At 46.2% G+C, this 18498-nt stretch carries 23 protein-coding genes; 11 read left to right on the forward strand and 12 right to left on the reverse strand.

All coding sequences use genetic code 11. The features are described 5' to 3' along the window. Nucleotides 1-31 precede the first annotated feature (31 nt). The 3 genes from rimM to rplS all read left to right on the forward strand — a co-directional run bounded on the left by rimM (nucleotide 32) and on the right by rplS (nucleotide 1898). Entirely contained in the window at nucleotides 32-565 is a 534-nt protein-coding gene (rimM, locus tag ACZ5XY_RS06665) for a ribosome maturation factor RimM (protein ID WP_464740112.1), read from the forward strand. Nucleotides 566-589: 24 nt separating this feature from the next. After that, nucleotides 590-1342 (forward strand): tRNA (guanosine(37)-N1)-methyltransferase TrmD, encoded by a 753-nt coding sequence (gene trmD, locus ACZ5XY_RS06670; RefSeq protein ID WP_464740114.1) that lies wholly within the window; start codon nucleotides 590-592, stop codon nucleotides 1340-1342. A gap of 151 nt (nucleotides 1343-1493) precedes the next feature. Beyond that, nucleotides 1494-1898, forward strand: a complete 405-nt coding sequence (rplS, locus tag ACZ5XY_RS06675) for a 50S ribosomal protein L19 (RefSeq protein WP_464740116.1) — start codon at nucleotides 1494-1496, stop codon at nucleotides 1896-1898. A gap of 125 nt (nucleotides 1899-2023) precedes the next feature. Here rplS and ACZ5XY_RS06680 read toward each other — a convergent pair whose 3' ends face one another. After that, nucleotides 2024-2584 carry a DUF4442 domain-containing protein gene (locus tag ACZ5XY_RS06680; protein WP_464740118.1) on the reverse strand — a complete coding sequence of 187 codons (561 nt, stop codon included), beginning with the start codon at nucleotides 2582-2584 and terminating at the stop codon, nucleotides 2024-2026. A 218-nt stretch (nucleotides 2585-2802) separates the two neighbouring features. Between ACZ5XY_RS06680 and ACZ5XY_RS06685 the strand changes: the two genes are divergently transcribed. Next, complete coding sequence (locus ACZ5XY_RS06685; RefSeq protein ID WP_464740120.1) at nucleotides 2803-3153, forward strand: HNH endonuclease; 351 nt, start codon at nucleotides 2803-2805, stop codon at nucleotides 3151-3153. A 139-nt stretch (nucleotides 3154-3292) separates the two neighbouring features. After that, nucleotides 3293-5128, forward strand: a complete 1836-nt coding sequence (uvrC, locus tag ACZ5XY_RS06690) for an excinuclease ABC subunit UvrC (RefSeq protein ID WP_464740121.1) — start codon at nucleotides 3293-3295, stop codon at nucleotides 5126-5128. A gap of 36 nt (nucleotides 5129-5164) precedes the next feature. Here the strand turns inward: uvrC and ACZ5XY_RS06695 are convergent, their stop codons facing one another. Genes ACZ5XY_RS06695 through lgt form a run of 3 tightly spaced genes read right to left on the reverse strand, consistent with a single transcriptional unit; the run spans nucleotide 5165 to nucleotide 7561 of the window. Continuing rightward, on the reverse strand, nucleotides 5165-5740 hold the full coding sequence (locus ACZ5XY_RS06695; protein WP_464740123.1) for a dihydrofolate reductase: 576 nt from the start codon (nucleotides 5738-5740) through the stop codon (nucleotides 5165-5167). A 32-nt stretch (nucleotides 5741-5772) separates the two neighbouring features. After that, on the reverse strand, nucleotides 5773-6633 hold the full coding sequence (locus ACZ5XY_RS06700) for a thymidylate synthase (protein WP_464740125.1): 861 nt from the start codon (nucleotides 6631-6633) through the stop codon (nucleotides 5773-5775). Between the two features lie 43 nt (nucleotides 6634-6676). Continuing rightward, nucleotides 6677-7561, reverse strand: a complete 885-nt coding sequence (gene lgt, locus ACZ5XY_RS06705; protein WP_464740127.1) for a prolipoprotein diacylglyceryl transferase — start codon at nucleotides 7559-7561, stop codon at nucleotides 6677-6679. Nucleotides 7562-7684: 123 nt separating this feature from the next. Here lgt and ACZ5XY_RS06710 point away from each other — a divergent pair, with 123 nt between their 5' ends. Beyond that, nucleotides 7685-8497 carry an NRDE family protein gene (locus ACZ5XY_RS06710; protein WP_464740129.1) on the forward strand — a complete coding sequence of 271 codons (813 nt, stop codon included), beginning with the start codon at nucleotides 7685-7687 and terminating at the stop codon, nucleotides 8495-8497. Between the two features lie 113 nt (nucleotides 8498-8610). On the opposite strand, the gene ACZ5XY_RS06715 is transcribed toward ACZ5XY_RS06710, so the two are convergent. Further along, the gene (locus ACZ5XY_RS06715; protein WP_464740131.1) at nucleotides 8611-9132 is read right to left on the reverse strand and encodes an RNA pyrophosphohydrolase; all 522 of its coding nucleotides are present in this window, start codon (nucleotides 9130-9132) and stop codon (nucleotides 8611-8613) included. Nucleotides 9133-9414: 282 nt separating this feature from the next. Between ACZ5XY_RS06715 and ACZ5XY_RS06720 the strand changes: the two genes are divergently transcribed. Both ACZ5XY_RS06720 and ACZ5XY_RS06725 read left to right on the forward strand, forming a co-directional pair. Further along, complete coding sequence (locus ACZ5XY_RS06720; RefSeq protein WP_464740133.1) at nucleotides 9415-9828, forward strand: OsmC family protein; 414 nt, start codon at nucleotides 9415-9417, stop codon at nucleotides 9826-9828. A 9-nt stretch (nucleotides 9829-9837) separates the two neighbouring features. After that, the gene (locus ACZ5XY_RS06725; RefSeq protein WP_464740135.1) at nucleotides 9838-10263 is read left to right on the forward strand and encodes an MAPEG family protein; all 426 of its coding nucleotides are present in this window, start codon (nucleotides 9838-9840) and stop codon (nucleotides 10261-10263) included. Nucleotides 10264-10276: 13 nt separating this feature from the next. On the opposite strand, the gene ACZ5XY_RS06730 is transcribed toward ACZ5XY_RS06725, so the two are convergent. From ACZ5XY_RS06730 to ACZ5XY_RS06760, 7 genes are all read right to left on the reverse strand, one after another. Then, nucleotides 10277-11287 carry a tRNA dihydrouridine synthase gene (locus tag ACZ5XY_RS06730; protein ID WP_464740137.1) on the reverse strand — a complete coding sequence of 337 codons (1011 nt, stop codon included), beginning with the start codon at nucleotides 11285-11287 and terminating at the stop codon, nucleotides 10277-10279. A gap of 56 nt (nucleotides 11288-11343) precedes the next feature. Continuing rightward, nucleotides 11344-12840, reverse strand: a complete 1497-nt coding sequence (locus ACZ5XY_RS06735) for a UvrD-helicase domain-containing protein (RefSeq protein ID WP_464743801.1) — start codon at nucleotides 12838-12840, stop codon at nucleotides 11344-11346. Between the two features lie 149 nt (nucleotides 12841-12989). Further along, complete coding sequence (tatC, locus tag ACZ5XY_RS06740) at nucleotides 12990-13772, reverse strand: twin-arginine translocase subunit TatC (protein ID WP_464740139.1); 783 nt, start codon at nucleotides 13770-13772, stop codon at nucleotides 12990-12992. Next, complete coding sequence (gene tatB / locus ACZ5XY_RS06745) at nucleotides 13769-14410, reverse strand: Sec-independent protein translocase protein TatB (RefSeq protein ID WP_464740141.1); 642 nt, start codon at nucleotides 14408-14410, stop codon at nucleotides 13769-13771. The genes tatC and tatB overlap by 4 nt, the downstream gene beginning before the upstream one ends. A gap of 28 nt (nucleotides 14411-14438) precedes the next feature. Next, entirely contained in the window at nucleotides 14439-14693 is a 255-nt protein-coding gene (tatA, locus tag ACZ5XY_RS06750) for a Sec-independent protein translocase subunit TatA (protein WP_464740143.1), read from the reverse strand. Nucleotides 14694-14846: 153 nt separating this feature from the next. Further along, the gene (hisI, locus tag ACZ5XY_RS06755) at nucleotides 14847-15692 is read right to left on the reverse strand and encodes a phosphoribosyl-AMP cyclohydrolase (protein WP_464740145.1); all 846 of its coding nucleotides are present in this window, start codon (nucleotides 15690-15692) and stop codon (nucleotides 14847-14849) included. A gap of 61 nt (nucleotides 15693-15753) precedes the next feature. Next, nucleotides 15754-16197 (reverse strand): acyl-CoA thioesterase family protein, encoded by a 444-nt coding sequence (locus ACZ5XY_RS06760; RefSeq protein ID WP_464740147.1) that lies wholly within the window; start codon nucleotides 16195-16197, stop codon nucleotides 15754-15756. 327 nt (nucleotides 16198-16524) lie between these two features. Between ACZ5XY_RS06760 and rpmI the strand changes: the two genes are divergently transcribed. The 3 genes from rpmI (at nucleotide 16525) to pheS (ending at nucleotide 18470) form a co-directional block, all read left to right on the forward strand. Continuing rightward, nucleotides 16525-16722: a 50S ribosomal protein L35 gene (rpmI, locus tag ACZ5XY_RS06765; protein WP_464740149.1), complete on the forward strand. Its 198-nt coding sequence runs from the start codon at nucleotides 16525-16527 to the stop codon at nucleotides 16720-16722. Between the two features lie 82 nt (nucleotides 16723-16804). Next, on the forward strand, nucleotides 16805-17164 hold the full coding sequence (rplT, locus tag ACZ5XY_RS06770) for a 50S ribosomal protein L20 (protein WP_169393291.1): 360 nt from the start codon (nucleotides 16805-16807) through the stop codon (nucleotides 17162-17164). Nucleotides 17165-17414: 250 nt separating this feature from the next. Next, nucleotides 17415-18470 carry a phenylalanine--tRNA ligase subunit alpha gene (gene pheS, locus ACZ5XY_RS06775; protein WP_464740151.1) on the forward strand — a complete coding sequence of 352 codons (1056 nt, stop codon included), beginning with the start codon at nucleotides 17415-17417 and terminating at the stop codon, nucleotides 18468-18470. The last annotated feature ends 28 nt before the right edge of the window (nucleotides 18471-18498 follow it).

Below are 18498 nucleotides of genomic sequence, written 5' to 3' on the forward strand. Positions count from 1 at the left end.
ATTTTAGTTTTAAAAAGCTAGGTTGAAGGTTATGGCAAACACGCCCGACATCGATTCGATGATTAATATCGCTCAACTCAAAAAGCCTTATGGCATCAAAGGTTGGCTTTGGGTGTTTAGCAATACTGACAATCGCAGTGACATTTTTGCTATGAGCCCTTGGTGGATGAAAACTGCGGTTGGCTTAAAGCCGCTGACGGTCGTCAATTGGCGACAACAAGGTTCCGGTCTGGTGGCGCAGTTTAAAGAAGTTCCTGACCGCAATGTTGCTGAAACCATGAACGGCGTCACCATTTGGGCTGCCAAAGACAGCTTGCCAATGCCTGAAGCAGACGAGTATTACTGGTCAGATTTGATTGGGCTTCGCGTGATCAATGAGCAAGGCGAAATATTAGGTGACATCACTGAAATGTTTGAAACTGGCGCTCACGATATCATGCAAGTGTCAGCAACAAAAGACAGTTTAGATGCCGAAGAGCGTTTGATTCCTTGGCATAAGCAAACCGTGATTCAGGTCGATTTGACGGCGAAAACGGTAACCGTTGATTGGCCAAGCGATTATTGATGGCGTAAGCAAAGGTTTAAGCGGATGTATTTTGCGGTAATTAGCATTTTTCCTGACATGTTTGCTGCCATTCGCAAGTTTGGTATCAGCGGTCGCGCGATTGCTAATCAGCAGGTGGTCATAGAGTGCTTAAATCCGCGTAACTTTGCCACCGACAATTACCGCCGCGTCGATGAGCGCCCTTTTGGGGGTGGCCCTGGCATGGTGATGATGGCAGAGCCATTGTTAAAAGCCATTAATGAAGCAAAACAGCGCGCGCAAGCGTTTGGTTGCCGAATAAATCGCGAGCATTGCCCCGTGGTTTACTTATCGCCCCAAGGTGAGACGTTATCCGAAGCAAAAGTGGTCGATTTTTCAGCGCTTGATGGCATGATTTTGCTTTGCGGTCGCTATGAAGGCATTGATGAGCGCTTATTACAAGCGTATGTTGATGTTGAAGTGTCGCTGGGTGATTATGTGCTAAGCGGTGGCGAGCTTGCCGCAATGGTGCTGATGGACAGCGTGATTCGGCGCTTGCCAAACGTGATGGGTGATGACAAATCAGCAGAGCAAGACTCGTTTGTTGATGGTTTGCTTGATTGTCCACATTTCACCAAGCCGGTTGAGTTTGAAGGCGTAAGGGTTCCTGAAGTTTTACTTTCAGGGCATCATGGCAACATTGCCAAATGGCGTTTTTATCAGCAGGTGGCGCGAACCAAAGCGCGGCGACCGGATTTGTGGGAAAAGTTTTGCCCAACGCCTGAGCAAGCCGCTTGGCTTAAAAAAATGCAAGACTGAAATATAGTAATTGAATTTGAATTAAATGGCTTATTTAATGATAAGCGTTTAACCCCTTTTTATGTCATGTTTTATCTCAAAATATGATGACTTATTAAAAACAGGTGATATGCGGTAAGCCTCTATCATCTAATGTGAGGAGAGTACTCTCATGAGCAACAAGCATCCATTGGTTCAAGTGATTGAAAATGCCCAATTGCGCGAGCACCCAAGCTTTGCCCCTGGTGACACCATCGTCGTTCAAGTAAAAGTTCGTGAAGGCGAGCGTGAGCGTTTGCAGGCGTTTGAAGGCGTGGTTATCGCTAAGCGTAACCGCGGTTTAAATTCAGCCTTTACCGTTCGTAAAATTTCAAGCGGTGTTGGTGTTGAGCGTGCGTTCCAATTGCATTCACCAATCGTTGAGAGCATTGAAGTGAAACGCCGTGGTGCTGTTCGCCGTGCTAAACTTTACTACCTTCGTGAGCGTTCTGGTAAATCAGCTCGTATCCGCGAAAAGCTTGGCGGTCGTTCTACTCAGCAAAAAGCTGCGGTTGCTGAAACTGCTTCTGAAGCTTAATTGCGAAGTTAAGCTTATTTTTAAGATCATTTAATAATAAGTAGCGTTACCAAAAAAGACAGAACCCCAATTAGGCATTGCTTAATTGGGGTTTTTGTTGGCTCAGCAGTTGCCAAAGCCGCTTATTAATTGTCGCTGTCTTGATAAATGCTGCGGGATTGGTCTTTTGAATGGCTAAACTTGCGCAGTCGAATATAGACGGTCTTTTTTACCGTGGCAATGACTTTTTGTTTGTCATCAACAATTTCGGTTTGATACTCGCGAAATACCGGATCGCCATTTTTGGCAAGCTCTTGGATTAAGGTCAGCTCCGAGCTTGGGATTTTCATTTTGGCGGTAACGCGACTTTTTGCCGGCGTAATAAAGTCAATCTGCGCGCTTTTGTCCCAAACCACGTAGCTGCTGCCAAGCTGATGCATCAAAATAAGCATATAAAACGGGTCAACCATGGCGTATAAACTGCCGCCAAACTGGGTGCCGACCACATTTTTATTCAGCGCGGTTAAATTAAGACTCGACACACAAAGCCCTTGGTCAAGGTCGATATGATCAATTTTAATTCCGGCACCAACATAGGGCGCGTAGGTGTTGATACGAAGTTTAAATAAATGGGGGGTGAGCAGCGGCATGATATTTTTTTTGGCTTTGCGCTTTAAGTTATCAAAATTTTTGGGAAGCAAACTCATAACCTATCCTGATGCCAACATGGTTGGGCAAGCTCAATGTAAGAAAATAAAAGCCATTATCATAATTAAAATTAAATCCACCCGCCAGTCTTAAAGCGTAACCAATGATCTTTAATGTTAAGTTACGAGCTTACTATCATCGGGGGCTTGATTAAGAAAGCTTTACTTTATACCGTTTTATTATAAAACCAATCTCAATCCAAATTGGAAAGACGGTTATGAGTAATCAGCAGCAGTTAACCGCAGCAAGCTCAAATGACGATGACCGCGCGCCAAGCGCTTGTGAGCTTTGCGCTCGAACCATGCCGTTGACGCGGCATCACTTAATTCCGCAGTCGCGGCACAATAAATCGCGAACTCGCCGCAATTTTAGCCGCGATACCATGAAATCAGACATTGCCATGATTTGTAGGCCGTGCCACAGCCAAATTCACCGCGTATTTTCCAATCATGAACTTGCTGATTATTACCATACCATTGAGCGAATCCGCGAGCATAGCGAGATGCAAAAATTTATTGCTTGGGTTAAAAAACGACCGGCAGGGCTTAAAATAAGGGTGAAATATTGATAATAACAACGCTTATTTGGCAGCATTTTTATCATTAACTGTCAGTTAATATCAAGGCAGTAAGCTTATGGCGAAAGCTTGCAATTTGCCGCAAAAGTCCTTATTAATAAGGCTCAAGCAATCATGGGCGCGATAAATTATGGTCGATGACATCTCAAACAATGACACGCAAAAACGGCTTAAACATTTAATCAAACGGCTGCCCAATTTGCCCGGCGTTTATAAAATGCTCGGTAAAAACGGCGATATTTTGTACGTCGGCAAAGCCAAATCGCTAAAAAGCCGCGTCAACAGCTACTTTGCTAAAACCATCGACCACCCAAAAACGCGGGCACTGGTGGCGCGGATTCATGATATTGAAACCATCATCACCCGCAGCGAAACCGAGGCGCTGCTGCTTGAGCAAAACCTAATTAAAGAGCACCGACCACCGTATAACGTGCTGCTTCGCGATGATAAATCCTACCTTTATGTGTTTATTTCCGCCGATAAGCCGTATCCGAGATTGGCGTTTGGTCGCGGTAAGGGCAACCATCAAAAAGGGCGTTTTTTTGGTCCTTTTCCATCGGCGCACGCAGCAAAAGAAACGCTCATTTTAATGCAAAAAATGTTTCAAATGCGCCAGTGCAGCAATACTTTTTTTCGCGCCAGAAAACGACCTTGCCTTGAGTATCAAATCAAACGCTGCCGCGCGCCTTGCGTGGGCTTTGTCAGCCCTGAGGAGTACAACGAGGACGTGAACAACACCATTCGCTTTTTAAAGGGCGACTCAAGCGATATCCATAATGCTTTAATTGAAAAGATGGAAGCGGCTGCCGAGGCTTTAGACTTTGAAAAGGCGGTGTTTTATCGCGACCAACTCTCCATGCTGCGCGAGGTTCAAGCTCGGCAAGCGGTTTATACCGTTCAAGGGGAGGCGGACGTGATTGCTATTACCAGTCAAGCCGGAATCACTTGCGTAAACGTGTTGACCGTTCGCGGCGGCCGCGTTTTGGGCGGTAAAAATTATTTTCCGGATGTGGACAGCAGCTTGCCTGTTGCTGAAAACCTATCCGAATTTATTAGCTCATTTTACTTTCAAGTGACCGATGATTTGCCAAGCGAAATCATTTTAAGTCATGAGTTGCCCGACCAAACCGCCATTAGTGAAGCACTAGCCGCGCATTTTGACAGCAAAGTGGTGATAAAAACCAGTGTCCGCGAGCAGCGCGCGGATTGGCTTGATTTGGCGGTACTCAATGCCAACAACGCCATTAAAACCAAATTGGGTGATTATTTAGAATTAAACGCGCGCTTTAATGCGCTCAAAGACGTTTTGGCGGACGTGACCGATCGCACCATCGACCGCATCGAATGCTTTGACATTTCGCACACCATGGGTGAGGCGACGATTGGCAGCTGCGTGGTGTTTGACCAAGGCGGCGCTCGCAAGCGCGACTATCGCCAATATGCCATTCACGGTATCCAAGGCGGTGATGATTATGCCGCGATGAAGCAGGTGCTTGAGCGACGCTATAAAAAGCAGCCACTGCCAGATTTGTTATTGATTGATGGCGGTAAAGGTCAATTGAATATGGCAAAAGAAGTGCTGGAATCGCTTGGAATTTTAAACGACACTTTGCTGATTGGGGTAGCTAAAGGCGAGGGTCGCAAAGCCGGTCTTGAGGTGCTGCATTTTATCGACCATCCGCCGCTTGATTTGCCGATGGACAGTAAAGCGCTGCATTTAATCATGAACATTCGCGATGAAGCGCACCGCTTTGCCATCACCGCTCACCGCAAAAAACGCGATAAACGCCGCTCGTCATCGGTGCTTGAGGTTATCCCAGGGCTTGGCGAAAAGCGCCGCCGCGATTTGCTCAACCATTTTGGCGGTATTCAGCAGCTGCTTGGGGCGTCCGAACAAGAGCTTTGCGGCGTTAACGGCATTGGCCCTGTGCTTGCCAAAACCATTTATAAAGTGCTTCATGAATAGCAGCTTATCAAGCGCTAATTTTTTAGAGGTTTTCAGTTAGCTTGACTGGCGCTGATAAGTGACAAATTGAAAGCTAAGACCGCTGTTATCGTCCTGCATTTGAGCTGATTTTTGACTTTGGGCAAAATCATCAGGCAATGTTGGATAAAACGCATCGCCGTTGTCAATTGTGGTTGCCACGTGGGTCAGCTCAATGCGGTCGGTCCTATCTAACGCTTCGGTAAATAAGCGCTCACCACCAATGACCCAAACCGTTGGCAACGCCACTTTTTTAGCCAAATTGGTTGCCCTTGTGAGCGCGTCATCTAGGCTATGCGCCACAATAATGTTTTTACAATCGGTTAAGCCATTTGCCTCGGCAAAATCCTGCTGCGAGGTGACAATGACGTTCATGCGTTTGGGCAGCGGCTTTGACCCCATGGATTCAAAGGTTTTACGCCCCATAATGACGATACCCTGAATATCTTGACCGACTTTTTCACTGTCCGCCGTCATTTTTTTAAAATGCTGCAAGTCAGCTTTGATATGCCATGGCAAATCGTTATTTTTACCGATGCAGTAATTTTCACTTACCGCCGCAATTTGCGCCACTTCGATATTTTGAACGCTCATAATTATTTTTCCAAGCTTGCTAAAATTTTGTGTTAAACCGCAACGTCCGCTTTAATTGCTGGATGCGACTCATAGTCCACAAGCGCAATATCGCTAAATTCAAAGGCAAAAATATCGTCAATTTCAGGGTTTAATTCAAGCGTTGGCGGCGGCAAAATAGCGCGCGACAGTTGCAATTTAACCTGCTCAATATGGTTTTGATAAATGTGGCAATCGCCGCCTGTCCAAATAAATTCGCCAACTTGCAGCTCACAAACTTGCGCCACCATTTGCGTGAGCAGCGCGTAGCTTGCAATGTTAAACGGCACGCCCAAAAACAAATCTGCCGAACGCTGATACAACTGGCAGGACAATTTGCCGTCGGCAACAAAAAACTGAAATAGCGTATGACACGGCGGTAAGGCGACTAAATCCGCTTCGCAAGGGTTCCAACCGGTGACAATCAAGCGGCGCGAGTTGGGATTGATTTTGATTTGCTCAACCACAGCTTTGATTTGGTCGATGCCATCGGCATTGTAATCGCCATTAGCGTTTTTAGTGGCGCCATAATTGCGCCATTGGTGACCGTAAATGGGACCTAAATCGCCCTCACGGCGGTTAAATTTTGCCGTTTGCGCCGCCGTTGCCCACTCATTCCAAATGCGAACGCCGCGCTCTTGCAAATATTTGACATCGGTATTGCCGCTTAAAAACCAAAGCAGCTCGTGAACGACCGATTTAAAATGCACCTTTTTGGTGGTAATTAAAGGAAAGCCTTTTGCCAAATCAAAGCGCAATTGGGCGCCAAAATGACTGAGCGTTCCGGTTCCGGTTCGGTCGCCTTTTTGGTGACCGTGGTCTAAAACTTGCTGTAATAGTTCTAAATATGCCGCTTCGTTGGTCGTTGTGATCATAAAATTAACTGTTCGTTTTTCAATTTAAAATATCTTTAGCAGCTTAATAAGCCGCTTGTTTGCCCCAATCATAAATGCCGCGCTTATAAGCATAAATCAGCATCAAAATGCCAATAACAATCATCGGCGCGGTCAAAATCTGACCTTTGGTCATCCAGCCAAATAAAATAAAGCCTTGGTCGGCGTCCGGCTGCCGGAAAAATTCGATGATAAATCGCGATAAGCCATAACCGAGTAAAAACAGCGCCGACACCGCCATTCTTGGTCGCGGTTTTGAGGAAAACCACCAAAGTACCAAAAATAAAACCAACCCTTCAGCAAACGCTTCATAAAGCTGCGACGGGTGGCGCGGCAATAAATAGTTGCCATTGACCTCAAGCATGAGGCTTTGCAAATTTGGATTGGCTTCAAGCAGTTGATAATCAAAATTTGCCGCTTGCGGAAAATAGGTCAGCCAGTTGTAGCCGCCGTCTGATACCCGACCCCAAAGCTCGCCGTTGATATAGTTGCCGATACGCCCAAAAAGTAGTCCCGTTGGCACACAAGGGACAATGAAATCAAAAACTTGAAACGGCGTTTTTTTGTATTTTCGCGCAAAAAAAAGCATCGCCAGCATCACGCCAATAAAGCCGCCATGAAAGGACATCCCGCCTTCCCAAACCTTGAGCAAATACGCCGGATTTTGCAAAAGCTCGCCGAGCTGATAAAACAGCACATAGCCGATTCGACCGCCCAAAATGACCCCAAGCGCGCCATAAAATACCAAATCTGACACCATCTCACTCGACCAGCCGTCACGGCGCGAACTGCGATACCACGCCAAGCCATAAGCGGCAGCAAAGGCAAGCAAATACATCAGCCCATACCAGTGGACTTCGAGTGACCCTAGTTTTAAGGCAACAGGGTTATAGTTGGGATGAATCATCATAGCGTCGGTTTCGGCAGTATAAAATGCTGACTATCATAGCAAAATTTAGGGCAAATAATAAGTGAAGATGATAGCATGACGTGATTACTTAGCATTTTGCTGATAACTTAAAAAGGCTGTGTTATGTGTATTGCCGCCATTGCTTGGCAGTTATTTGATGACTTACCGTTGGTACTATTATCCAACCGCGACGAGTTTTTTGAGCGACCAACGACGCCATTGCACGCTTGGTCAGACAAACCCATCGTTGCCGGTCGTGATGACAAAAGCGGTGGCACTTGGCTTGGCATTCACCAAGACAAAACTGGCGCTCAAAATGGTCGCTTTGCTGCCGTGCTTAACTTTCGCGATGGGGTTCAAGCAAACGAGTTTCAGCGCTCGCGCGGCGATTTGGTGAGCGATTTTTTGCAAAGTGAGTTAAGTCCGATGGCATTTGCCCGAGCCATTAATTTGACCGATTTTGCAGGGTTTAATTTAATTATCGGTGATAGCAAGCAAGCGGTGATGGTCAACAATCGTGGTTATCCGCCAACGCCGCTGCATTCAGGGCTTCATGTCATCTCTAACGGTCAAATCGATGACGCTTGGTTTAAAACCGAGCGCCTTCGCGGTCGAATCCGCCAAGAGTTGCTGCCGGTGATTGCAGAAAGCTTTAGTTTTAGTGAAATGAAAATAGAAAATAGCGCCCAAAACGCTTGGCAGGATATTGCCTTTAATATTTTAAGCGATGCTACTACTGCACCTGTTAATCAGCTTCCTGATACCGGAATTGATAAAACCATGGAAGCCGCGTTGTCGTCCATTTTTATTGCGCCAACGGTGTTTAATTTTGACAATAAACTACTCAATTACGGCACGCGATCGCAAAGCATTTTAACGCTAAAACTTATCAACGGTCAGCCAAAAGCGGAGTTAATCAGTAAAGATTTTAATTAATAACAAATAATAAGGCATTAAAAACAGGCAATAAAAAATGCTTGATAAAAAGTATCCTTTTATCAAGCATTTATTAGGTTATTAAATTTAAAGCGTTATCACCAAATTTAAGCTTAGCCCATCAATAAATGGTTATCTTGCTTTGGCAGTATCAGCTCCTTTTTTAAGGGCAGATCAATGGCAAGTTCTTGCAAAGCCCTGCGATACACCCCGCGTTTAAAATGAATAACTTGACCGAGTGGATACCAATAACTGACCCATTGCCAGTGGTCAAACTCAGGCTTTGCCGCATCAAAGCGGATGTGCTGAGCGTTTGCCTCATCAAGGCGCAGCAAAAACCATTTTTGTTTTTGCCCGATACACAAAGGATATTGCCCGTGGCGAACGTAGCGCTTAGGGAGGCGATAGCGCAGCCAGTCTTGAGTGACCGCCAAAAGCTCCACGTGGCGCGGATATAGTCCCACCTCTTCCCAAAGCTCGCGATACATCGCATCCATCGGCGTCTCCCCGTGGTCGATGCCACCTTGCGGAAACTGCCAAGCGTTGTGACCAAGACGTTTTGCCCACAGAACTTGTCCTTGTGTATTTGCCAAGATGATGCCGACATTGGCGCGAAAGCCGTCTGCATCTATCATGATTCAACCTTTTTCAATAGTGATTGAGCTTATTTTGCGCGCGGCGTTATCATAATTATTATTGAGTGCTAATCCCAAACTGACTATGATGAGATAACAATAACGCGATTGCGACAAAATAAGGTTTATTGCCGCTATTAAAGCAAGAATTGGGCAAAATGTGTAACAGTATTTTGCTATAAAATGTTTCACCAATTTTTGTTTTATCATTACCTTTTATATAAGGTCAAATTTCAATCATTAAACGCCAAACATTGGCAATCATAAAAAAGGACAACCGTTATGGCAGAACTCAAAGCATCAGTCACTTGGCAAGAAGAAAAATCATTTTTGGGCGTATCGCCATCCGGTCACGACGTTCAAATCGACGCCGACAAACAAAAAGGCGCAAGTCCAATGGAGCTGATTTTACTCGGGCTTGGCGGCTGTGCCAGCTATGACGTGGTGGCAATTTTGCAAAAGTCGCGCCAAGAGGTCACCGACGTGGTTTGTGAAATGACGGCCGAGCGCGCCGAAACGATTCCGGCAGTATTTACCGATATTCATTTGCATTTTGTGGTTACCGGAAAAAGTGTGAAACCGGCGCAAGTGGAAAAAGCCATCAAGCTTTCTGCTGAAAAATACTGCTCAGCCAGCCGAATGCTGTCGCAAGGCGGCGTCAATGTGACCCACGATTTTGACATCATCGAGGGCTAAGGGGCGCGTATGAATTCCCTATTTGGAATAATTCCAGACAGCATTGCTGGCGCGATTTGGGCGATGGTGGCGGCAAGTTTGCTGCCGGTGGTGATGGCAATGGTTGCTAAAATGGCAGGCGGCTTTGGCTTGGCGGACAACCAACAGCCGCGCGAGTTTTTAGAGCGAACCACCGGAATGGCAGCGCGAGCCAATGCTGCTCAAAAAAACAGCTTTGAAACCTTGCCGGTATTTTTGGCGGCGGTGGTCACCGCAATGCTGTTTTTTGTGCCGCAAATTATTGTCAATACGCTGGCTTGGCTTTACGTGCTGATTCGCATTGGTTACTGCTTTGCTTACGTCACCAATTTAGCGATGTTTCGCTCGATTTTATGGGCGTTGTCGCTTATTTGCTCGCTTATGCTGTTTTATTTGGCAATTCGGATTAGCGGTTAAGGCTTGAGCGTCGTTAATTGTTAATTTGCCTATTATTAATTTGCTTATTAATAATATCGATGATAACGGCTTTGTCTTTTTCGCGTTTAACCGCGTCCCAAAGCGGCTGCGCCTCAACATAGCCGCGCGTGAGCATACCAAGCCACTGCTTATAGCGACCGACAATGACCGTATCATTTTTAGCCGCGCCATTTAAAAAGGTCAATTGATGCGGTAATAATTCTTGCCAAGTTAGCAAATCAGGATTTTGCAAATTTTCCTTGTCAATTTGCGCCACCAAATCCGGTCGAGTGACCGCGCCGCGACCAAGCATCAAATGCGGCGTTTCGGCTTTTTTAGTGCAGTCCAACGCTTGCGCCGCTGACCAAATTTCACCATTGGCAATGATGGGAATATCAAGGCTGTTAAACGCGGCGATATTTTCCCAGTACGCCGGCGGCTTATAGCCTTGCGATTTGGTTCTTGCGTGAATGGTCAGCCAATCCGCGCCGCTGTCACCAATGGCATCCCGAATGGCCATCATATTTGAGGTGTCCGAATAGCCCAAGCGAATTTTTGCAGAAACGGGGATTGGCTTGGGAACGGCTGCGCGAACGGCGCTGATAATTTGTTTCATCAGCATTGGTTCATCAAGCAGCACCGAGCCGCCGCGGTGATTGTTGACCGTTTTTGCAGGGCAGCCAAAGTTAATATCAATGGCCGGAGCACCAAGACTGCAGGCAAAAGCGGCATTTTCTGCCATGAGTACAGGGTCACTTCCTAATAGCTGAACATGAAGCGGCGTTCCGGCGTTGGTTTTTGCCCCAAAGTTTAATTCAGGAACGTATTTATAAAACACATGCGCGGGTAAAACAGTTTGGGTTACGCGGATAAATTCGCTTACTGACCAGTCATAAGGTCGCCCCAAGTCCGCCGCGATTTGGGTTAAAATCTGGCGCATTAGCGGGTCAGTTAAGCCTTCCATCGGCGCAAGCAACCGAACAGGAGCGGCAAAGGCGCTAGCTATAAAATCTTGGGTACTCATCACATTCACGCCTGCTTATTTTTGAAAATTGGTGTTGATAACGATTTTACAAAAAGTTAATTGCCATAAATCACTTTTTTGCCCGATTGCAGCCCGACAATCAAATCTTGGATGTTTTGACAATCCAAATTGCTTTGCGCCCGCGTGCAGGCCACATAAAGCAGCCGAAGCTCCTCAGGGGTGATTTTTACGCTTTGAGCAGTAGTGTCATAATAAAAATCATCATCAAGCTTGACCCGCGACCATTCAAGACCTTTGGCTTTATGCGCGGTCGAAATCACATAATCGGCGTTCTCAATTCGCGTTAAGCTATTGACCGCTTGCGCAAGCACATTGGTGCCGTGGTCATCGACCAGTTTCACCAGCGTTTTTAAATCGCTGCCTTCGCTCGTTTCGGAATATTCTTGAACGTCCGACCAATTGTAAAAATAAGCAAGCTCAGGAACGCCATAAGCCGATTTGCCGTTTTTTAAGTTTTCGGCGGCTTGGCAAAACTTCAGCATTCTATCGGTATCGGCTTGTAGTGCGACGCGGTGACCAAGCTTTAGCCCAATCAATAACTGATTCATCGCCGCGGCGTTGGTTCGGCAAAGTATCGCGTCTTTTTTGGCGTTCATCAGTCCTGATTCGGTACTTGAATCACGGTTAGGATTGCCTTTTAACGGAACATCTTCTTGCAGCGCTTTTAGCAGCGTATTAGCAACATCAGCAATTGGCTCACCAAAACGAAACGATTGCGTTAATAGCGTTTGCGGTAGTGGCAGTTTTTTCATGGCATTCACCGCACCGCGCCATTCATAAATTTGCTGATGAGCATCACCCACGTAAATTACTTGCCGCGGCTGCTGCGTTAAAATCCCCATCATCAAGGGGTCAGCATCTTGAGCTTCATCAAATAAAATAAAATCGGCGGGGATGTTGGGTTTGGATAACGCCCAAAGTTTTAAATAAATATCATGACCAATCCCTGCCGGATGACGCGCGTCAATCGATTGCAGCCAGCGTTTTTCAACCGCCGGAAACAGCATCTCACGAAGTTGGTCAGCGTCCCCTTGGTCAATCCATTTGGGCAGCTCGATATGGCGCGGGGCAGGGTAGCTGGCGTGGGTGCTGCAAAAGTGACTGACCGAATCGCTGACGATTCGCGCAAGTTTGGCAGGCGTTAAGGTGACAAATTTATTCACCCCATCCATGTTTCGGCGGATTTGAACGGGCTGCAATCGCAAATCATCGCCCAAGCGTTTTGGGGAAAATCGTGGCAGCGCAAGCTTGGCGGTAATATCACGCGACACGTGACGGTAAGCCAGCGAGTGAAACGTTCGACAATCCACATGTGGCGGGAATTTTTGCTGAGCTTCACTGGCAATGGCTTTGTTAAATGCCAAATACAGCCCGCGACCGCGAAGCCGCTCGCCGATAAGTTTGAGCGTTGTGGTTTTTCCCGCGCCAGCATACGCCACAATCTTAAACGATTGCCTATCCATCGCCATATTCAGCGCCGCCAATTGCTCATCGGTCGGGTCGGTCATATACGCGGGCATCGAAGCGGTCATCATCAGATTTCACCTAGCATCTGCCAACGCTGCAATCAAGCAAAAAAGCCACTGATGAATCAATGGCTCATTGGCAATAAAAAATTAAAAGGAAAATTAAAAAGGGGCTTAATTAAATAATGGAATGGCTAAATAAGCTAAATACAAAATTAGCTTGCCGCCGTTTTATCTTTAATCAAAATTTTTGCGAGCAGCAGTCCAAGCTCAAACAACAGCCACATCGGAATGGCAAGCATCAGCATCGACACCCCATCAGGCGGCGTGGCAATCGCTGCCACCCCAAAGCAGCCAACGATAATATAGCGCCGCTTGTCCTCGAGGCTGTCAATGGTGACAATCCCTGCCAATATCAAGAGCAGGGTAATGACCGGAATCTCAAAGGTCAATCCAAACACCATAAATAGTTTGAGCGCAAAGCTTAAATAGCTGTCAATATCGGTCATTGGCAGCACATTTTTAGGAGCAAAGGTGATAAAAAAGCGCAAAACGCCTTTGAGCACCACAAAATAAGCAAACGCCACCCCCGAATAAAACAGCACGATGGACGACAGCAATACCGGAATGGCAACCTTTTTTTCTTTTTGGTAAAGACCAGGCGCAACAAACGACCAAATTTGCAGAAGCACATACGGCATCGCAATAAACGCCGCCACAAAAATGGTTAAGCGAATCGGTGCCATAAAGTTTGCGGTAATGTCGGTGGCAATCATTGTTGCGCCAACCGGCAACTGCGCCACAAGCGGCATCGATAAAATGTCGTAAAGGTCGCGCGAAAACCCCACCAGCGCCAAAAACACCACCAAAACTGCCACGCAAATTTTAATCAAATGGCGCCGAAGTTCAATCAAATGCTCGGTAATGGGCATATCGGCATCTAAAATATCTTCTTTGGGCGGCGATTTTTTTGGTTTGGGGCGTTTTATCAGGGTCATTTATCCCCCGATGATGATTGAGTTAATGGTTGGGCGTTCAGCAAAATATCGGCTTGATAATTGGGCAGCCTTGGCGGTGGTGGCAGTCGTCTTGCTTTGTCATAATCGCCAAGCTTAAACCACATATTTTCCCAAGGTTTGGTGGCTAGCCAATCGTCTGTTTCGGTAAGCGCTTCTTTATGGTTAGCGTTATCTTCGGCATTGCTATTTTTGAGAATGTCTTGATGATAAGCGTAATCAGCCGTTGCCGCGCTTTGGCTATGATTAATGTCATTATCGTTATTATCAGCAGCAGATTGCGGCGTCGTGCTTTTATTTTGGCTTTGATTTTGGCTGTTATTTTGATGTTGACGGCTGGCGGCTTCCATCTCGTGAATACTGCCGCGCATTCTTGCCATCTCGGAGCGCATTTCCGCTTCCGTTTGCCGGATTTTGGCAAGCTCGTCTTTTAATTGTTGCCGAGTTTCCGCCAAATCAAGCTCGGCTTCAATTTCTGATTGCAAGGTTGCTACCGTCCGGCGCAGTTTGCCATACCATTGCCCAGCAGTTCGCGCCGCTTTTGGCAGCTTTTCAGGACCTAAAACAACCAGCGCCACAATACCAAAAATCAGCAGCTCAGAAAATCCGATATCAAACATAGCTAAAGCACATTAGCAGTAGGGCAGCTTAAAGCTTGTCGTCATCAGACGTGGTTACCTTAATGTCATCAACCCGAGTGCCGTCTTTTGGTGACAGCGCTTCGCTGTCATGGTCAAGAACGCGGCGCTTTTGGTGCTCGCTTTCTTCCTCGCGGACGGCATCTTTAAAGCCTTTGACCGCGCCGCCCAAATCTTTTCCGGCGTTTTTCAGCTTGGAGGTGCCAAAGACCACCACCACGACCACAAGTAAAATCAGCCAATGGGTAATCGAAAAGCCGCCCATATTGTTATCCTTGTTTGCAACGTAAGTAACCTTAAGGTTTACTTATCAAAATATCATTGGGCTTATTATAACGCGCCAACGCGCTTTAGGGCAAAAAACTAATCGCAATCATTGTGTTATCAAAAGGCGTTAGTAAAAGACCACCTCAAACAGTTAAGACGTTCGGTTGGCTTTTTCCTCAAGCCCTGACAGCCCAAAGCGGCGACCAAGCTCGCAGGTAATTTCATCGGACGAAATATCAAACCAAGCTAAGCCTACAAGGGTATGAAACCAAACGTCGGCAACTTCATAAATCAATTCGTGACGGGCGGCTACAAAATCATCGCCATGGTCATTGTTGTTGTTGTTGTCTTTTTCTTGGCAAGTGGCTAAATCTTTTGCCGCAATGATGGCTTCAACGGATTCTTCACCGACTTTTTCAAGGATTTTATTCAGCCCACGAGCGTATAAGCTTGCCACATATGAGCTGTCGGCATCGGCGTGTTTGCGCTCGGACAATACGGCATCTAACTGCTGCAAAATACTGGCTTTTGAAGCGTTTTCTGGTGAAGTTCCTGAGGTTGATTGCAAGTTAGCGTGAGCTGTTTTTGGTTTATCTTGAGGGTTATAAATTTCTTTGGGGTCTTTTAACACCTCATCGACCGCTTGCCAAGTTGGCGTGTCGCTGCTTAAATCTAAGCGCTGATAAAAGCATGACTCACGACCGGTGTGACAAGCAATGCCGCCGATTTGGGTGATTTGCAGGACAATCACATCGGCATCGCAATCAAGGCGGATTTCATGAACGATTTGGGTGTGACCTGAAGTTTCACCTTTATGCCAAAGCTGTTGCCGAGAGCGTGAAAAATAAACCGCCGTTTTGGTATCAGCGGTCAATTGTAGCGCCTCGCGGTTCATCCAAGCCACCATCATCACGCGACCGGAGTCACGATCTTGGGCAATCGCCGGAATTAACCCATCTTTATTAAAGCTTACGCTATCAAGCCAAGAGTTGCTCATGGTTTATCATCTTTTCATTAAAAACAGCAGCAAAAAATAAGTAATCTAGAGGAATGCCATATTATAACTCAAATGGCTCAGGATTGAGCGCCTCTTTTATTGCAGCGCTTAGCGTGGTGGTGGTGTTTAAGCGATAATCGAAATTGACAAAATGCTTTCGCGCCTTTGCAACCAACGAGCCGTCAAACATTCGGGTCACTTTAATCGCAAAAGTTCCGCCGTTGTCGGTCAGCGTTTCAACGCCGATTTCAAACAGTAGTTCTTCACGAGCTCGAACGCGGCTTGATACCTCAAGGGTTAATTGGTCAATCATTAAGCCTTGAAAGTCAGAATTGACCTCTTTAATACCTTTTGAAAATAAAAATCGTGCCCGAGCCTCCGCAAGCTGCGCCGTCAGTGCCTCAAAGGTCAAAAATTGACTGGCATCAATCTCCGTATTGCGAACGCGCATGACCGTCTCAAAGACAAATACCCCATCATCGAAATTGAACGTTTGCTCTGCCATGCCCTCTCCTTTATCATTGAACCCTTGCTGGTGAATCAATAAATCCGCTTGTTATAGCCATTAAATGCATTATTTATGCCATTATTATGGTTGCGATAATCAAGTTTTATCGGCTAAAAAATACCGTTAGTCGTCATTATTCCCGATTATAGCTGAACTTATGATGATTTTTAGCAAAATATATAAAAATTAAATGGCGCTGCTGGCAAGAAAACTAAGCTTGGCAAAGCTTTTGTATTTCTGCTAGAATATTGCCTCCCACCTCAAGGTAAATCTATCAGTGATCCACCAAAGAGGTTCTTAACCAAGACCAAGAGGCAATCGTTCATGAAAGTGAAGATGAAAACCAAACGCGGTGCTGCCAAGCGTTTTAAAAAAACGGCAAACGGCTTTAAGCGTAAGCAAGCATTCAAAAGCCATATTTTGACCAAAAAATCAGCAAAACGTATCCGTCAATTGCGCGGATTGGTGTTGGTGAACAAATCTGACGAAGCTGCCGTTCGTCGTATGTGCCCTTACATCTAATTAATAGTCATTAATTACGATTTTATTGCCCTTTGACCTAAGCTAATATGCTGTCGGTCGCAATCATTTTTTGGAGTAAATTATGGCCCGTGTAAAACGTGGTGTTCAGGCAAACCGCCGTCACAAAAAAATCCTTAAACGTGCTAAAGGCTACTACGGCGCTCGCTCACGCGTCTTCCGCGTTGCCGTTCAAGCGGTAACTAAAGCTGGTCAATATGCTTACCGTGACCGCCGCAACAAAAAACGCACGTTCCGTCGTCTTTGGATTGCTCGTATCAACGCTGGTGCTCGCATCAATGGCATGAGCTATAGCCGCTTTATCAACGGTCTTAAAAAAGCAAATATTGCTATTGACCGCCGTGTTTTGGCTGACATTGCCATGCATGACGCGAAAGCATTTGAAGCGTTGGTTGAAAAATCAAAAGCGCAATTGGCGGCTTAATCGTCAAACTATAGTAAGCTTAGGCTTGATTTAAGCTTGCAAAGAAGACGTTATTATTGATGGCTATTATTTGCCCTAAATGATGACTTCTTTATGAAAAGGCTGCCGTTATTGGCAGCTTTTTTTATGATTTTTATTTAACAAAATTTGCCTTTATGGATTAAATTTGCGCTGATGTCCTTGAATTGTTTGCAAAATTAATTCAAATCTTTACAATAACCCCTATGATTTCTTTTCAAATGGCTGCCTTATGACCACCTCTGCTGCTCCAACCGATTTGCAAGCTGACTTGCGCATCCCTGAAACGTTAAGTGACCTTAACTCTGACCAACTAGCCGCGTTTAGCCAAGCGGCAACCGCGCTTATTCAAAGCGCCCCGTCAGCGGCAGAGTTGCAAGCGTTTCGCGTCCAGTTAACCGGTAAAAAAAGCTTACTTACCGGTTGGTCAAAGCAGCTTGGCGGTCTTGATGCGGACAATAAAAAAATCTTTGGCGGCATGCTTCATGACGTTCGAAGCCAAATTCAAGCCGCTTTTAGCAATCAGCAGCAAGCCCTTGACAGCAAAGCGCTCAATGATAAGCTTCAATCTGAGCGCATTGACATCACTCAGCCGGCGCGCGGGGCAGCAAAAGGTCATTTGCATCCGGTAACGATGGTCACTCAGCGCATGCAGCAGTACTTTATCCAAGCTGGCTTTAATGTGGCGACAGGCCCTGAGGTGGAAAGCGATTATTATAACTTTGAGGCGCTTAATATTCCTGAGTCGCATCCGGCACGGGCAATGCACGATACCTTTTATTTTGACGCCCATTATTTATTGCGGACGCACACCAGTCCGGTGCAAATCCGAACGATGGAGCAAAGTGCGCCGCCGATTCGCGTTATCTGTCCTGGCCGAGTTTACCGCTGCGACTCCGACCAAACCCACTCGCCGATGTTTCATCAATTAGAGGGCTTGATGGTGAGTGAGTCGAGCACCTTTTCTGAGCTTAAAGGCTTAATCAGTGAGTTTTTAGAGGCGTTTTTTGGAAAAGCGTTGACCGTTCGTTTTCGACCTTCATTTTTCCCCTTTACCGAGCCGTCCGCCGAAGTGGATATTTTGGATGATAAAGGTCGCTGGCTTGAGGTGATGGGCTGCGGCATGGTGCATTCGCAAGTGCTCAAAAACTGCGGCATTGACCCTGAAAAGTACACCGGTTTTGCCTTTGGTATGGGCATTGAGCGCTTTGCCATGCTGTATTACGGTATTGATGATTTGCGCTTGTTTTTCCAAAACGACACCCGCTTTTTAAAGCAATTTGGCTAGTCCGGTCGTTAAATCCTCTTTTGCAACT

Source organism: Psychrobacter sp. GTC18467 (genome assembly GCF_055397455.1).

Bases quoted from the DNA above. Each gene is read 5' to 3' on its own strand.
- rimM (WP_464740112.1), top strand. From the start codon at position 32: ATGGCAAACACGCCCGACATCGATTCGATGATTAATATCGCTCAACTC.
- trmD (WP_464740114.1), top strand. From the start codon at position 590: ATGTATTTTGCGGTAATTAGCATTTTTCCTGACATGTTTGCTGCCATT.
- rplS (WP_464740116.1), top strand. From the start codon at position 1,494: ATGAGCAACAAGCATCCATTGGTTCAAGTGATTGAAAATGCCCAATTG.
- ACZ5XY_RS06680 (WP_464740118.1), bottom strand. From the start codon at position 2,584: ATGAGTTTGCTTCCCAAAAATTTTGATAACTTAAAGCGCAAAGCCAAA.
- ACZ5XY_RS06685 (WP_464740120.1), top strand. From the start codon at position 2,803: ATGAGTAATCAGCAGCAGTTAACCGCAGCAAGCTCAAATGACGATGAC.
- uvrC (WP_464740121.1), top strand. From the start codon at position 3,293: ATGGTCGATGACATCTCAAACAATGACACGCAAAAACGGCTTAAACAT.
- ACZ5XY_RS06695 (WP_464740123.1), bottom strand. From the start codon at position 5,740: ATGAGCGTTCAAAATATCGAAGTGGCGCAAATTGCGGCGGTAAGTGAA.
- ACZ5XY_RS06700 (WP_464740125.1), bottom strand. From the start codon at position 6,633: ATGATCACAACGACCAACGAAGCGGCATATTTAGAACTATTACAGCAA.
- lgt (WP_464740127.1), bottom strand. From the start codon at position 7,561: ATGATGATTCATCCCAACTATAACCCTGTTGCCTTAAAACTAGGGTCA.
- ACZ5XY_RS06710 (WP_464740129.1), top strand. From the start codon at position 7,685: ATGTGTATTGCCGCCATTGCTTGGCAGTTATTTGATGACTTACCGTTG.
- ACZ5XY_RS06715 (WP_464740131.1), bottom strand. From the start codon at position 9,132: ATGATAGATGCAGACGGCTTTCGCGCCAATGTCGGCATCATCTTGGCA.
- ACZ5XY_RS06720 (WP_464740133.1), top strand. From the start codon at position 9,415: ATGGCAGAACTCAAAGCATCAGTCACTTGGCAAGAAGAAAAATCATTT.
- ACZ5XY_RS06725 (WP_464740135.1), top strand. From the start codon at position 9,838: ATGAATTCCCTATTTGGAATAATTCCAGACAGCATTGCTGGCGCGATT.
- ACZ5XY_RS06730 (WP_464740137.1), bottom strand. From the start codon at position 11,287: ATGAGTACCCAAGATTTTATAGCTAGCGCCTTTGCCGCTCCTGTTCGG.
- ACZ5XY_RS06735 (WP_464743801.1), bottom strand. From the start codon at position 12,840: ATGACCGCTTCGATGCCCGCGTATATGACCGACCCGACCGATGAGCAA.
- tatC (WP_464740139.1), bottom strand. From the start codon at position 13,772: ATGACCCTGATAAAACGCCCCAAACCAAAAAAATCGCCGCCCAAAGAA.
- tatB (WP_464740141.1), bottom strand. From the start codon at position 14,410: ATGTTTGATATCGGATTTTCTGAGCTGCTGATTTTTGGTATTGTGGCG.
- tatA (WP_464740143.1), bottom strand. From the start codon at position 14,693: ATGGGCGGCTTTTCGATTACCCATTGGCTGATTTTACTTGTGGTCGTG.
- hisI (WP_464740145.1), bottom strand. From the start codon at position 15,692: ATGAGCAACTCTTGGCTTGATAGCGTAAGCTTTAATAAAGATGGGTTA.
- ACZ5XY_RS06760 (WP_464740147.1), bottom strand. From the start codon at position 16,197: ATGGCAGAGCAAACGTTCAATTTCGATGATGGGGTATTTGTCTTTGAG.
- rpmI (WP_464740149.1), top strand. From the start codon at position 16,525: ATGAAAGTGAAGATGAAAACCAAACGCGGTGCTGCCAAGCGTTTTAAA.
- rplT (WP_169393291.1), top strand. From the start codon at position 16,805: ATGGCCCGTGTAAAACGTGGTGTTCAGGCAAACCGCCGTCACAAAAAA.
- pheS (WP_464740151.1), top strand. From the start codon at position 17,415: ATGACCACCTCTGCTGCTCCAACCGATTTGCAAGCTGACTTGCGCATC.